Genomic DNA, 13,236 nt, shown 5'->3' on the forward strand with positions numbered 1-13,236 from the left:
GCACTCGATCCATGCCTGTCTACCGACGGAGTCACCCTCATCGATCGGACCCGCTGTGCGACACACCCGACCAACCCAAATCTAAAACGCGCTCTTAGCCAATCGGCCGCTGCGGGCTTCGCTGGCGCTGGGGCTTCTGCGGCTACTTGGTCGGCTTGCGGGCGCGGCGCGGCTTCGCCGGCTCGGGTGCTGCTGGTGCGGCGTCGGCTGGGTCGATGCCGGTGTTGGCCTTGTACTTCGCGATGTCCTCGGCGAGGTCTTGGTGTGCCGTGTTGAGGTCGGCGAGTTCCTGAGCGGCGACGTTCATGCCGTGGACGTCTTTGGCCATCATGGCGTCCACGACGCGGCCGGCGATCTCGTTCTGTTTCAGCAGGAACTTGGCCACGCGCCGATTGAGGTCCGGGACTGCGTAGATTTCCGTGTTTGACCTGGGTGTGGTCCGTTGGACAGGACGTAGATCCTGTCCGGGAAGGACCACGTCATGGCAGACAAGAAGAACGCTGTTCAGCTTCCGGAGCCGACGGCGGCTGAGGTGGAGTTCGCGCAGCAGTTGGTCGAGCGGGCCAAAGCCGACGGAGTTTCGTTGGTCGGGCCGGGAGGGCTCCTCGCGGGGATCACCCGCACGGTCCTTGAATCAGCGCTTGATGCGGAGCTGGATCGCACCTCGACGAGGTCGGCGTCGACGAGGCGACCGGCCGGCGGACCAACATTCGCAACGGGCACGGGGCGAAGACGGTGCAGACCGAGGTTGGGCCGGTGCGGATTCAGGTTCCTCGGGATCGGGCGGGTTCGTTCGCGCCGCGGATCGTGCCGAAGCACGTCCGCCGGTTGGACGGGTTCAACGAGGCGATCCTGTCGCTGTATGCCAAAGGCCTGACGACCGGGGAGATCTCCGCGCATCTGGCGGACGTGTATGACGCCGACGTGTCCCGGGAGTTGATCAGCCGGGTCACCGACAGCGTCGTCGACGAGATGGAAGCCTGGCGGCAACGGCCCCTCGACAGGATCTATCCGGTGGTGTTCATCGACGCCCTGGTGATGAAGATCCGCCAGGGACAGGTCGCGAACCGGCCCGTCTACGTCGTGGTCGGCATAAGCCTCGACGGGGAACGCGACGTGCTCGGTATGTGGGCCGGGACCGGCGGGGAAGGCGCCAAGCAGTGGGCCGGCTACCTCACCGAACTGCGCAACCGCGGTGTCGAGGACGTGTTCATGGTCTGCTCCGACGGCCTGAAAGGCATGACTGACGCCATCGAGCAGGTATGGCCGCAGGCGGTGCACCAGCAGTGCGTCGTGCACCTCGTGCTGGCCAGCCTGCGTTACACGAATCGTAAGGACTGGCAGAAGATCACCCCGGCGTTGCGGGAGATCTATACCGCCCCCACCGTCGCGGCTGCCGAGGCTCGGTTCGAGGCGTTCGCCACCGAGTTCGGCGACCAATACCCCGCCGTGATCCGTCTCTGGCGCACCTCCTGGCCGCAGTTCGTGCCGTTCCTCGACTACGACCACGAGGTCCGCAAAGTCCTCTACACCACCAATATCATCGAGAGCCTCAACGCACGGTTCCGGCAGGCCGCCCGCCGGCGCGGGCACTTCCCGACCGAGCAGGCCGCGATGAAGGTCCTCTACCTCGTCGTGCAGCAGAAACGCCGAGGCGGCGGGAGCATCACCGGCCGGGTCTACGGTTGGGCCAAGGCCCTCAACGCCCTGATCCTCGCCTACGGCGATCGGATCGCCATCTAACAACCTCGATCACACCACAGGCCCAAACACGGAAATCGACACACTCCCCACCTTTAGCGAGACAGGCCCACATGAGGTTGTGCTAATGCATCGTGGGAAATGTTAGGACCCGGAAGCACAGCGGCTTCCGGGTCCCAACATTCACAAGGTGGTCAGCCGATCGCGCGGACCGTGGTGGTGCTCCAGCCGCTGGCGACCTGGTAGCGGGGTCCCCAGTTGATGGTGTTCCTGCCGGGGTAGATCCAGGCGATGCCGCTGGTGTCCACCGCGACCGCGTCGGGTAAACCGTCGGTGTTGATGTCGGCGATGGTCAATCGGTAGGGGGTCCATCCCGATCCGATCAGCTTCCGCTCGCCGAGCATTGCCAGTCCGGCTTGTCCGGTGTTCGGGTAGAACCACATGTCGCCGGCTGTGTCGATGGAGATGAGGTCGTCAAGGCCGTCGCGGTCAAAGTCGGCAGGGTAGATCCGGGCGTTCGACCATCCGGCTCGGCCTACTTCGACTTTGCAGCAGCCATTCGGGTAGTAGTACAGGTTGCCGCTGGGGTTTCTGATGCCGAAGTGGTCGGTGTGAGGGTCGTTGTCAGCGTTGCCCGCTGCGTGACTGTAAGAGGTCCATCCTTCGCCGACTTGACTGCGGCGGGTGCTGCTGGGGGAGCCGTTGACGTTGGGGTAGACCCAGAGCAGTCCGTCGGCGTCTACGCCGATGACGTCTGCTAGCCCGTCTTGTGTCCAGTCGTGGATGTCCCAGCGCCAGCTGTCCCAGCCGGAGCCCACCTTGACGGGGGCGCCGAAGGTGGACGTGCCGGTGCCTCCGGTGTTGGGGCGGAGGAAGAGGCCGCCGGAGGAGTCGGCGGTGAGAATGTCTGGCTTGCCGTCGCCGGTGAGGTCGTGGGCAGCGGCGGTGGGGTTGATGATGACGCTGCGCCAGGTTTGGGTTAGGGAAAGTTGTCCGTTGAAGTAGCTTCCGATAGTGCTGGGTCCGGTGCGGGCGCTGCCGAAGCGGAAGTTGCCGCTGGCGTTCCAGGTCGTGGTGTGGGATGCCGAGGCGACGTTGCGGCCGTTGATGTAGAGGTACATGTTGGTGAGGTTGCCGGCGGCCGGTTTGAAGGTGACGGTGAGTTGGGTCCACACGCCGAGGCGGAGGGTTCCGGCGCCGCTGCTGATCGTGTCCCAGGTGGGGCTGGCGATGTCACTGCGGGGCATCGCAAAGCGCCAAGAGCGGTCGCTGGCTTCTGCCCAGAGTTTGAACCCCGCGGTGTTGACGCCGTCCTGGGATAGCACGGTGCCACCCGTCGCGTTGGGCTTCACCCAGGTGGACAGGGAGAAGTCGGCGTTGGTGGTGACAGCTGGGCCGCTCGTCGTGAGAGCGCTGTTGGTGCCGCTCAGGGTGATGTCCGGGTCGAACAGGTCTCCGGAGTTCCAGGCGGCAGTGCCGCTGCCGGCTGCGGTCAGGGTGCTGACGGCATCTGTAGCGGGGGTGGTGCTTGCCTGTCCCTCTATGGCGTCTGCAAGGTGCCAGGCGTGGTTCGGGGTGACGATCGTTCGGTCGGGGTCTGCGGTGATGGTCGCCGCGCCGGAGGTGGGAATGGTAATCCACCACGCCTTGCTCGCGCCGCCTGGGCCGACGGTCCAAAGATCTGGTGTGCTGTCGCCGTTGAAGTTGGCCGCGTGAAGGCTGACAGTGGCGCCCTTATTCCAGCCGGCGGCAACGATGGTGTGGGGCGTGTAGCTGATCTGGGCGTTGTCGATGTCAACGCTGAGGTTGGTCCAAAGATGTAGAGCGCCGGTGCCGCGGTTCCAGAGGAACATTGCGGTGCCGGTGATGGTCTGAGCGGTGGTGATGGTCCAGTTGTTCCAGTCGGTGCCACCGGTAGGTGTTGTCGCGGTCGTGTGTGTGACCTGCTGGAACGCGGCGGGGCCGGTGGATGGGTAGTAGGTCAGGTAGTAGCCGATGGTGTCGTTGCCGCTGGTCCCGATGAGGTCGGGATAGGGCGACTCGGCGTGCCGGGAGTCGCCGGCGTTGGCGACCTGCAGTGGCGAGTTGTCGGCGTAGTCGGCCAGCGCCTCGCGGGGGATGGTGAACTGGTTGCCGGAGGGTTGGATGGCTGATCCGTCTCCGTTAGCTCGCAGGATGCTGCCCCCGCCGGCGACCGTGCCCGTCGGGTAGTAGGCCAAGACGTCCTGCAGACCGAAGCCGGCGAAGTGGCCGATGAGTACTTGGGCCCCGTTGAAGTCGTTGGAGGACCCGGCGGTGCTCAGGCCGTTGCCCCTGGCGCCGACGTTGGTGGCGGGTGCGGGTGGACCGTCCGAGCCGCCGGGGGTGAGCCACAATCCGGGTGGCAGCCCGTTGGTGTTGCCGGCGACGAGGAGATCGGGGATGTCGTCGCCGGTCATGTCGCCGTCGATGGCTGTGGCGGCGGGGTCGGAGTTAAAGGTAACGCTGTCGGAGTCCCCGATGTTGCCACCCGGAGATACGCCGGTGACGGACAGGGTGTTGGTGTAGCGGGTCGGCAGGATGGAAATGGTGGTGTCGCCGCTTGAGGCTGCGGTGACCTGTACCGGAGCGCCCGCGTTGAGTTGGTAAAGGTACGCGCTGGGGGTGGTACCAGGGGCCGCACTGATGGTGAAGGTCGTCTGTTGGCCGATGACCGACTGGGTGGGGGCCGCGACGTTGGGGTGGCCGGGTCGGGTCGGGTCGAAGTTGAAGGTGCAGGTGTCCGACCAGTCGCTGGGCGTGCGGAAGTCGGTCGCCTGCACCCTCCAGGTGAACGCGGTTACCGCGCCGGTGCCGGCCCCGGTATAGCCGGCGAACTGGCGCAGCAGGCTCTGCGACACCACGAGTACCCCTGTGGTGCCGGAGGAGTACGTCAGCTTGGTCGGGTCGGACGTGGCGACGACCGCCCCATCGCTCTTGCGGGTGAGCCGAAACGCCACGCCGAGGACCCCGCCGTTGCGGTCGGAGACCGGGGCGTAGAGCGACACTGACGCGTCGCCGACGGTAGACCCGCCGCCGCAGGTAGTGCGTGGGGATGTTGTCAGTCCGGCGGGCTTGTTCGGCTTGTGGTTGTACTGGATTTCGAGGGTGGGGCTGGTCTCGAGGAACTCTTTCCAGCTCTCGGGGTCGCTGGCCTCGCCGTTGGCCTTCACCCAAAGCGTGCGGGTTGACTTCTCGTTCGCGACGTCGTTTCTGATCTGGGCCGAGATGTCGAAGGCGACGCCGTCGGCGGCGCATCCGCTGTATCCGTGCGCGAAGCTTTGGTACGCCGCGAGGGTGCCGCTGCTCTGCCCTTCCCAGTAATCCCAGGTGGCGTTGCTCGCGGCTAATACCGTTCCAGGTGCGTAAACATCTACCCGCTCAGGCGTGCAACTGTAAGACCGCGTGTTGGTAATCTTGAAGATTGCGGAGTTGATTTCGGCGCCCTTCAGGGTGCTGACCGGGATGCCGAAGTTAATCAATGTGTTAGACCGCTGCGACCCTGAGTTGCCGACCTGCATCCGGCCGATCGGATCGGGAGTGTCCATCCAGTAATTGCTGGACTGGTGCTGGTAGGAGATGCTCGCCCAGCCGCCTCGGCTTGAGCCGGTCGGCGTCCAGTTAAAGGTGGGGTCGATGAAGACCGGATAGGTCGTCTCAGGGCCCTTGAGCAGCTTCTGGTCCGGTGAAAGGTCGAGCTTGCCGGGGCGGACCCGTACGGCGACGGGTGCCGTACGGTGGCCCTGCCCAGGAGCGGCGGACCCAGACATCCCGTCGCCGCGGGCGGCGGGGCCGGCGGCCGATGAGGCGCTCGAGTCCCACATGATCGGTGCGGGCGCCGTCACCACCGCGGCACCCGAGCGGTCGCGGCCGCTGATGTTGCCGGCGGCGTCGCTGCTTAGCGTGAATCCGGTGGCCCCGGTACCGAGGGTCAGGGTGGCCAGTTGCGGGTTGGCTGCGGCCTGCGGTGTGCGGACCACGAAGACGTGGGAGAACCCGCCGCTGGCGTTGACGGTGACAGTAAGGTCGACGTCCGGTAGGACGTTGGCATAGGTGGCAGTGGGACCCGACAGGGTCGGTGTGGGCAGCGGCATTGGCGCCTGCACGGTGAGGGTCCGGTCGCCCGAGGCCATCTCGGCCAGCGGCGCCTGTCCGCCAGGTGAGATGCGGATCTGGCTGGTCGTCACGGCTGGGGCGATGCTGCCGTCGGCACGCTCGACGAGAGTCGGATCCAAGTTCGCCCATCTGCCGGCAACCCTGGTCCGTGTCGGGGTGGCGTGTTGCGTCAAGCGGACCTGGCCGTTGGGGTCGGCGGTGACGACCGATGTAGCGGTGCCTGCCGCTGTCGCTTCGACGGGCTGTCCGCTGCGCCGGGCCTCAGCCAGCGCCTCGTCGACGCTGAGCGATGTGGAGGACCCCGGCGTGGGTCGTGGTCCACCGGCGTAGCCGTCTGCTTCGGCGACAGCGGCGGTGCCCGGCGACACGGCGGCTATGGCCAGCAGTGTGCTGAACACAGTCGAACACGCGAGGAGCCTCGTGCGTTGTGAAGGTCGTATTCGGGTCATGACGAGGAACTCCCCGTGTCAGGGGACACGCCGGTGCGCGTCCGATGGCGGGGACAGTGAACCAGTGACATCCTGCCGAGGAAACGCCTCGCCTTACCAAGAGCTGCCCCTTTCGCACTCGCTGCGACAGGTTTAGGCAATTAGAAACGATCTATCGTTATGTTCTCGTGACCTCTCTGGGCCACGAGTGAGTCACTTTGTCCGCGCGTCACGCGGGTGCGCAACTGCCTTGCGGTGTGCCTTGGCTTGAATCACTTGTCCGTTTGCGCCGGTGGGCCTGTCAGGTCTCGTCACCCTGGCCCCTGGCCCCTGGCCCCTGGCCCCTGGCCCCTGGCACCGATCGCGATCGCGTCCTTGAACCGCTCCGATCGCCTCGATCATGATCATGAACAGCCACGGCAACCAGGACGGCTATGTGGTGGGCTGGACACTGGCCCCTATGCTGCGCGCCCCGGTCGTCCGGTCTGGCTTGCACCAGTTCCTGCTCACGCCGGCCAGATAAGCGCCGACCAGGGCGGTCTTCGCGCCGTCGCGGTCCTGCCACGACGCGACCATCACCGCGACGCTGACCAACAGCCCGGCGGTATCGGTAATGATGAACCGCTTCCTGCCGTTGACCTTCTCACCCGCGTCGTAGCCACGCGTCTGCTGTCCAACGGTGTCGACGCCCTTCCCCGACTGCGAGTCGATGATCCCGCCGACGGCTCCGGATTCCGCCCGTCCTGCACCCGAGCCTTGCCCCGCAGCGTGGCCAGCAGGTTCCCGGTCCCGCCGGCGCCTTCCCGGCGCACGAAGTACCAGTACACCGTCTGCCACGGCGGCAGGTCCGCCGGCAGATACCGCCACGGACACCCCGAGCGGACCAAGTGCAAGATCGCGTTGACGATCTCCCGACGAGGACTCTTCTCCCGCCGCCCGTCCGTGTTGGGCTCCGGCAACAACCCTTCGGTCAACGCCCACTGGGCATCGGTCAGGTTCGACGGGTAACCACGGCGAGGCGACGACACCCGGACACTCCTGCCGGCTCCGGCGGCCATCGTCACGCCGCCGCACAGTCCACTCGAACCGTCTCAAAACACACACCAACTGGACGCTTGCTTCGCCTTCGCGCCTGTAGCGGGCGATTTGCGTCTCGGGCCTCGACGGCGCGAGGCGCCAAACCTGACCGGGAAAGGGCGCATCTCGGTCGAGTGGGCCCTGACCGGAATCAGAGCATTCGCGCCCCGCGATCGTGTCTGATTCACTTCGATCTCATCGGCTCGGCCGAACCGGCCAGTGGGTGGTTGGCCAGCGCTGCGGCGGTGTCGAGTTCACCGCTGGCGATCATGGTGGTCACCATGGGCGTCTCGAACGTGCCGGGGCAGATGGCGTTGATCTGGATCTCGCGCTGCGCGGACTCCGGCTCTACTCATGGCCGTGGTGTTGTCACGGTCCGAGCTGGCTGATGTCGTACCCGTCGGGGTAACTCTTGGCCTTAATCCAGTCCGCGATCAACGCCGTCGTCCGTGGCGCTTAAACCACCGCTGCAAACGTGAACGCATCTTCAACGTCGCGTGTAAGCCGGCCCGGACTGGCCACGGTGATATGTCGACCCGCGTCGCGCGTCGCAGCGGCGCGTCGTACATGGCGCTGACCAGCGCGTTTCCCAAGGGCGAGAGCGGCCGGGGGAGCCGGGTGAGCATCAGCATGCGGGTGGCCCGTTCGATGGCCGCCGCGTCGTCGTTGTCGATGTCGTGAGGGCGGTGGATCTGGTTGACGCGGCGCAGCGCGTCGCGGCCACGGGGTTTGTCGAAGCCGTTGAGCACCATCTCGTACATCAGCAGGCCGGTGTCGTCGATGCGCTTCTGCGTGCGGTCGGTCAGCTCGCCGGTGGCGGTGTGCACGGCGGCGATGGCGGGGATGGAGAAGGATCGGTTGAAGGCGAGGTTGAGCCCGAGCTTCATGTCCCACGGGAACTCGTGGCGCAGCATGGTCTGGTAGATGTCCAGGTAGTCGCGCTGCGGGTCCAGTGTGCGGATCCGCGTGAGGTTGTCGCAACGGCCTCAACGACGGGCGTCTCCAGCCGTGGGATCCGAAGAGGCGTCGGTAGTGAGCTCTCTGCTTGCGGCGAGCGTCTGCGCCACCATCGGCGAGTGGACGTAGGCGTCAGTGATGAGCGTCAGCCATGCCACCTCGCCGGCGTAGCCGCCGTCTGGGCGATGCAGTTCATTCGCAGGTTGTGGGTCCGTGGCTGGCAGACCGGCGTCATGTCGCCGCAGAGCGCAGGCCAGATGGGCGGCCTCGGCGACGGACTGCCGCTCCTCGGCAGTCAGCCCGGCCTGCTCGGCGAACCTCTCGGCTAATGCCGTCACGCTGACGTCCATATACGGGCGTAGCGCTAGGCGGCCGTCGCGGATCTCGGCCACCCGGCGTGTCAGCGCGTAGTCGGTGCCGCGAGCGGCCGTCAGCGGTCGGCGCAGGGTGGGGTCGAGTTCGAGTTCGGGAAAGGCCGCAACGAGGTCCCTCCAGAGTGGTTCGAGGCGTCGATAGGAGTGGTAGTCCTCCCATCGTCGGCTGATCTTGAGGGTGGGGCCCCATGCCGGCATGGTGAGGCCGATGGTGATCAGTAGAGCCGCGATGGTCACTAAGACCGCTGCGATCTGTCGCTCCCCGGCGGGTTGGTAGCCGGCCCAGTAGGCGACGAGATAGCCGATCTTGTTGGTGCTGTAGAGCAGGGCGAAGGCCGCGCCGACTGCGGTGATGCGAAGGCCGCGGCGGAGCCAGGGTCGGCCGCAGATCTTCGCGTAGCTCCAACACAGCCGGGCGATGTCGATGCAGTAGGCGAAGAGGCCGAGCAGCAGGAAGATCAGCAGGTAGGCGGTCACGACGGGGTCGGTGGCGTACTCGACGGTCAAGCGCACGGGGTCGTCGTAGGTGAGGGTGTAGGCGAACAGGCCGACCATGATGACAAATGCACCGGCGGTGACCCAGATCCACCTGCGGGCGCGGGCGGCAGCCGCTGCCGTGGGTAGTGCGAAGTGGAGAAGCATGATTTCGGCGTTTGCATAGATGGTCAAGGCGCCGGCGTGGGCCATGACCTTAGCCAGGTTGGGCAGACCGGTCACCTGGTCGATCGCGGTCGCGATGGGCGGGATGGCGACGGTGATCCCGGCAGCGAACGCTCCGAGACCGAGGCAGATGGCCCGGCGGGCGTGGCTGGGATGCTGGCGTTGGAGTCGCACCACGTATCCAAGCGCGGTCCAGCCTGCGATCGCGCAGAAGGTGTAGAGGGCGGTGTCCATCGTCGCTGCTACCAGTGAGGATGTTCGAGCGAGTGTCGCAGCCGGCCATACAACTCGACGTCCTGACCGCCCAGCGGTTCGTCGTCCGCGTCGGTACGACCTCCACGTAGCCGCTGAAGGAGGAGCGAGCCGATCATCTCGGCCTCGCGTTCCTCGGCGGCGGCGTAGTTGCTGCGGCCGAGGCTGCGCTGGACCAGCTCCGGGTCGAGGTCCGGCAACAAGAGCCGGGAGGCGTCGGCGTCCAACACCTCGGTCGCCTGATGCCCGGCCAGCAGGTGACCCAATTCGTGACCAATGATCAGCTGTTGGTGCAGCGGCGAGGTGTCCTGTTCGAAGAAGATCGCATCAAAGTCGCCGGTCGGTACGCACATGCCGCACACGGTGTGCGCCGGCAGCTTGATCGGCACCAGGTGGATGGGCCGGCCACGCCGTTCGCCGAGAATCTCACACAGCCTCTGGATGTCGAACGGCTCCGGCACCTCGAGCTGGGCGACGATCTGCTCACAGCGCTTGCGTAATCGGTGCAACTTCACGTCAGCGTTCCCCCGCTCGTCGGTGTACTGCCACCGAAGGATTTGCACGGCTATCTGCGATCGTCAGACGCGGCACTGGTCGTACGAGTGCCAGCACCCTCGGCCACGGCCCGCAGCCGGGCCACCATCTGCTCGATGAGCTGCGTGTCCGTCGCGGAGAGGCCGTTGTCGGCGAGCACCTGGCGCAGTGCCACCTGCTTGACGTCCATCCGACGCAGCTCGCTGAGCAGCGTTATCTGATCCTGGATCCGGCGTGCTGCTGCGTCGTCGACGAAGTAGCCCGAGTTGACCCCGAAGGCCGCGGCCAGGGCGCGTACGTGTGAGGTCCGGGGATCGCTGGCCACACCGCGACGCAACTCTCCGATGTAGGCGGCGCTGATCGTCACACCCGTATCGGTTGCCGCTTCGTTGATCTTGTCGGCGATCTCTTTGTTGGTGTATTTGCGCCCTGGCTCGTCGGAGTCACTGAGCTCGTCGGGGGTGGGGCGGATCTTGTCGAAGAGATGCTCCAGCCTTGCTGCCAGCGTGTCGAGCGGCGGCAGTTCCTGCTCTGCGTGCCGATCATCAACCATGCTTCTTCACCCTCCAACGACCTAAACAACAGTGTCGCATGTAGATGTGCCTGCGAAACAGGTGTTGACACGCACACGGAACGTGAGCGTATCCTCGCTCCTGTTTGGAGCAACGCGTGTTGAGCCGAATAGCGTTCCGCTCAACACCTGTTGCGCGACGACCGGGATTGAGGTCCGGCCACCCGAACCGGGGGAGCAATCAGTGGAAGGAACCAGCTTCGGAGCGAGCACAACAGGGGGACTCCTCGTGGGGCATCGGCTGGTGCGCTGCGTCGTTGGCGCAGGTGACGGCTCTGTCGGCCGCTGCGGCTCGGAGGTGACACTGGGCTCGTTCCGGCAGGAAACCGCGTTCAGTCACTGGCACAGCGACAGTGGCGCATGGCTGCGATCGCCACGTTAGCCAGAGGGGACATCACCTTGATCACAATGGCTAGCACTGTCCGAGTGATAAGAGTGAGTCGCTGCATCGCGCTCACGGCGGCCATCATCCTCGGATTGGCCGGCTGCGGGGATGACGAGGCTGCCGTCGAACCCAGCCCCACGCTGACGCAACCCTCGGCGCCAACATCCTCAGGAGTGCACGGCGAGGATGCCGAAGCCGGGATGGCCGCGCTGGCGGCGTACCAGAACTATGTCCGCGCCTACGTAGCCGCCTCAAACAAGGGCGACTACAACGCAAAGCTCGACAAGTTCGTGGCCAACCCTGCGTTGCTGACGGTGCGCCAAGACCTGCTGATCAAGTTTCAGCAGGGGCTCGTGACCAAAGGGCAGCCGGCCTCCGCTCCGGCGGTGAGCAAGGTCGACACCAGTCGACGTCCCTTCACCGCCGAGGTCGAGGACTGCTTCGACACCAGCACGTGGGACGTGGTCTCCAAGAAGACCGGCAAGTCGGTGCGAACCACGAGACAAGCAACGAGGTACGTGGTGATCGCCAAGGCCGAGTTGTTCGACGACGGTCAGTGGCGGGTTCGTGAGGTCAACGCCCAACGGGAGAGGCCATGCTGACTCGAAGGACGCGCGTTCTTGCGGCCTTGATCCTGGCGGTCGGCGCCGGCGGTCTCCTCGCGCCGGCGGCGGCGTACGCGGACTACGAGCACTGCGACGCGTTGGGCAACTGCTACTGGATCGTCGAGAAGCCCGGCACCGGAGGCAGCGGAAACGGCGGCGGGGGCGACAACAGTGGAGGCGGCGCCGGTCAGGGCTGCAGCTACGAAGGGCAGACCGTGCCATGCGTTGTCGACGGCCTGGGGGCCTGGGATGGGTCCTGCTACGTCAGGCGAGTCCCGCCACCACCGGGCGGCCGGACCGACGGCTACTGGAGCATCCGTACGTGCGGCGTCTACGGAGGTGTCGCTTCGCAGTCGCCGGCGACCTGGTCGGCGGATCCACCCGCTGGAATCCTGCCGTCGTACCAGGAGCTCGCTCAACGAGCCATCGCCGAGATGAACCTCGACGGTCCGAGCATCGGAATCGCTCCACAGACCAACGGCGCCGGCCTGGTCGGCCTGCCGATCTGGCTCTGGAACAGGGTCAGTCCCAGCACCTGGGGATCCATTACGCGGACAGCAGCAGTTCCGGGTCGATCGGTCACCGCTACCGCTCGGGCACAGAAGCTCTTCTGGAGCATGGGCGACGGCAATTCCGTCACCTGTACCAAGCCGGGCACCCCGTACCGGCCCGCGTACGGCAACAAGAAGTCGCCGGATTGCGGTTACGACGGCTACTCCCAGCCGAGCAGCACTCGGCCCGGAGGCCGGTACACCGTCACGGCCACCACCTCATGGCTGGTCACCTGGAGTGGCGGCGGTGGGAACACCGGTTCCCAAACCGTCGAGCTCTCCTCCACCGCCACGATCGACATCGACGAACTGCAGGTGATCACCTCATGATCAGCGCACCAAGCAAGTCTTCCCGCGCTGCCTCCCCGGTGGCTGCCCCGTACGCCATTCCCCGCGTCGCACCACAACGCCGCTGGCGTCCGGCACTCGTCTGGCTGGCGGTGGCGCTGGTCGCTGCGGGCGGGCTGATCGCCGCCGCGGTACTGCGCAAGGTCGGCACGACTGCCGAGTACCTCGCAGTAAGCGGCACGGTCGAGGCTGGCTCCCCCATCGATCGCTCAGACCTCAGCACGGTACGCATCACCGTCGACCCGGCGCTCAAACCGATCAGGGCCGGCGCTGCCGACGAGGTCATCGGCAAGTTCGCGGCGGTTGGGCTGGTGCCCGGCACCTTGCTGACCAGGGCACACCTCACCGACACCGCCGTGCCCGGTCAGGGTGAACAGCTGGTGGGACTCAGCCTGCCGCAGGAACGCGTACCCGCCGAAAGGGTCAAGCCCGGCGCCCACGTGCTGCTCGTCGTCACCAGCGACGAAGGTCCGGTCCCGAACCAGCAGCAGACGACAACCCCGCCGATCAGCATCAAGGCCACCGTGGTGGACGTACGAGCCGGAGCCAAGGAGGGCACCACGCTCCTCAACGTCGCCGTCGCCGATCGAGATGGGCCCCTCATCGCTTCCCGTGCGGCCGCCGGCCGCATCGCCGTCGCATTGACCACGGGGAGCTGA

The 13,236-nt window shown here is 66.1% G+C and carries 10 protein-coding genes and 2 pseudogenes; 4 read left to right on the forward strand and 8 right to left on the reverse strand.

The annotated features are described in order from the left end of the window. Window positions 1-142: 142 nt before the first annotated feature. A complete protein-coding gene (locus AB0K10_RS22010) occupies window positions 143-385 on the reverse strand; it encodes a hypothetical protein (protein ID WP_363686192.1) in 243 nt (80 codons plus the stop codon). Window positions 386-735: 350 nt separating this feature from the next. Between AB0K10_RS22010 and AB0K10_RS22015 the strand changes: the two genes are divergently transcribed. After that, entirely contained in the window at window positions 736-1,743 is a 1,008-nt protein-coding gene (locus AB0K10_RS22015; RefSeq protein ID WP_363686194.1) for an IS256 family transposase, read from the forward strand. 152 nt (window positions 1,744-1,895) lie between these two features. On the opposite strand, the gene AB0K10_RS22020 is transcribed toward AB0K10_RS22015, so the two are convergent. The 7 genes and pseudogenes from AB0K10_RS22020 to AB0K10_RS22050 form a co-directional block, all read right to left on the reverse strand. Then, window positions 1,896-6,233 carry a LamG-like jellyroll fold domain-containing protein gene (locus AB0K10_RS22020; protein WP_363686196.1) on the reverse strand — a complete coding sequence of 1,446 codons (4,338 nt, stop codon included), beginning with the start codon at window positions 6,231-6,233 and terminating at the stop codon, window positions 1,896-1,898. Between the two features lie 462 nt (window positions 6,234-6,695). After that, a complete protein-coding gene (locus AB0K10_RS22025; protein ID WP_363686198.1) occupies window positions 6,696-7,100 on the reverse strand; it encodes a transposase in 405 nt (134 codons plus the stop codon). 14 nt (window positions 7,101-7,114) lie between these two features. Then, window positions 7,115-7,321: pseudogene (locus AB0K10_RS22030) on the reverse strand (transposase); the annotation flags it as partial. A gap of 388 nt (window positions 7,322-7,709) precedes the next feature. Continuing rightward, window positions 7,710-8,302: pseudogene (locus tag AB0K10_RS22035) on the reverse strand (hypothetical protein). Window positions 8,303-8,326: 24 nt separating this feature from the next. After that, window positions 8,327-9,565: an MAB_1171c family putative transporter gene (locus AB0K10_RS22040; RefSeq protein WP_363686200.1), complete on the reverse strand. Its 1,239-nt coding sequence runs from the start codon at window positions 9,563-9,565 to the stop codon at window positions 8,327-8,329. Between the two features lie 8 nt (window positions 9,566-9,573). Then, window positions 9,574-10,098 (reverse strand): hypothetical protein, encoded by a 525-nt coding sequence (locus AB0K10_RS22045; RefSeq protein ID WP_363686202.1) that lies wholly within the window; start codon window positions 10,096-10,098, stop codon window positions 9,574-9,576. Window positions 10,099-10,148: 50 nt separating this feature from the next. Continuing rightward, complete coding sequence (locus AB0K10_RS22050) at window positions 10,149-10,670, reverse strand: hypothetical protein (RefSeq protein WP_363686204.1); 522 nt, start codon at window positions 10,668-10,670, stop codon at window positions 10,149-10,151. Between the two features lie 453 nt (window positions 10,671-11,123). Here AB0K10_RS22050 and AB0K10_RS22055 point away from each other — a divergent pair, with 453 nt between their 5' ends. The 3 genes from AB0K10_RS22055 to AB0K10_RS22065 all read left to right on the forward strand — a co-directional run bounded on the left by AB0K10_RS22055 (window position 11,124) and on the right by AB0K10_RS22065 (window position 13,236). Then, window positions 11,124-11,675, forward strand: coding sequence for a hypothetical protein (locus tag AB0K10_RS22055; protein WP_363686206.1), 552 nt, complete (start codon window positions 11,124-11,126; stop codon window positions 11,673-11,675). Continuing rightward, window positions 11,669-12,559, forward strand: a complete 891-nt coding sequence (locus AB0K10_RS22060) for a hypothetical protein (RefSeq protein ID WP_363686208.1) — start codon at window positions 11,669-11,671, stop codon at window positions 12,557-12,559. Before AB0K10_RS22055 ends, AB0K10_RS22060 begins: the two co-directional genes overlap by 7 nt. Before the next feature lie 110 nt (window positions 12,560-12,669). Then, a complete protein-coding gene (locus AB0K10_RS22065; RefSeq protein WP_363686209.1) occupies window positions 12,670-13,236 on the forward strand; it encodes an SAF domain-containing protein in 567 nt (188 codons plus the stop codon).

Source organism: Micromonospora sp. NPDC049274 (genome assembly GCF_040678875.1).
Taxonomy (GTDB): Bacteria; Actinomycetota; Actinomycetes; order Mycobacteriales; family Micromonosporaceae; genus Micromonospora.

Excerpts from the sequence above, each read along its gene's own strand:
- AB0K10_RS22050 (WP_363686204.1), bottom strand. The coding sequence starts at position 10,670 with ATGGTTGATGATCGGCACGCAGAGCAGGAACTGCCGCCGCTCGACACG.
- AB0K10_RS22060 (WP_363686208.1), top strand. The coding sequence starts at position 11,669 with ATGCTGACTCGAAGGACGCGCGTTCTTGCGGCCTTGATCCTGGCGGTC.
- AB0K10_RS22040 (WP_363686200.1), bottom strand. The coding sequence starts at position 9,565 with ATGGACACCGCCCTCTACACCTTCTGCGCGATCGCAGGCTGGACCGCG.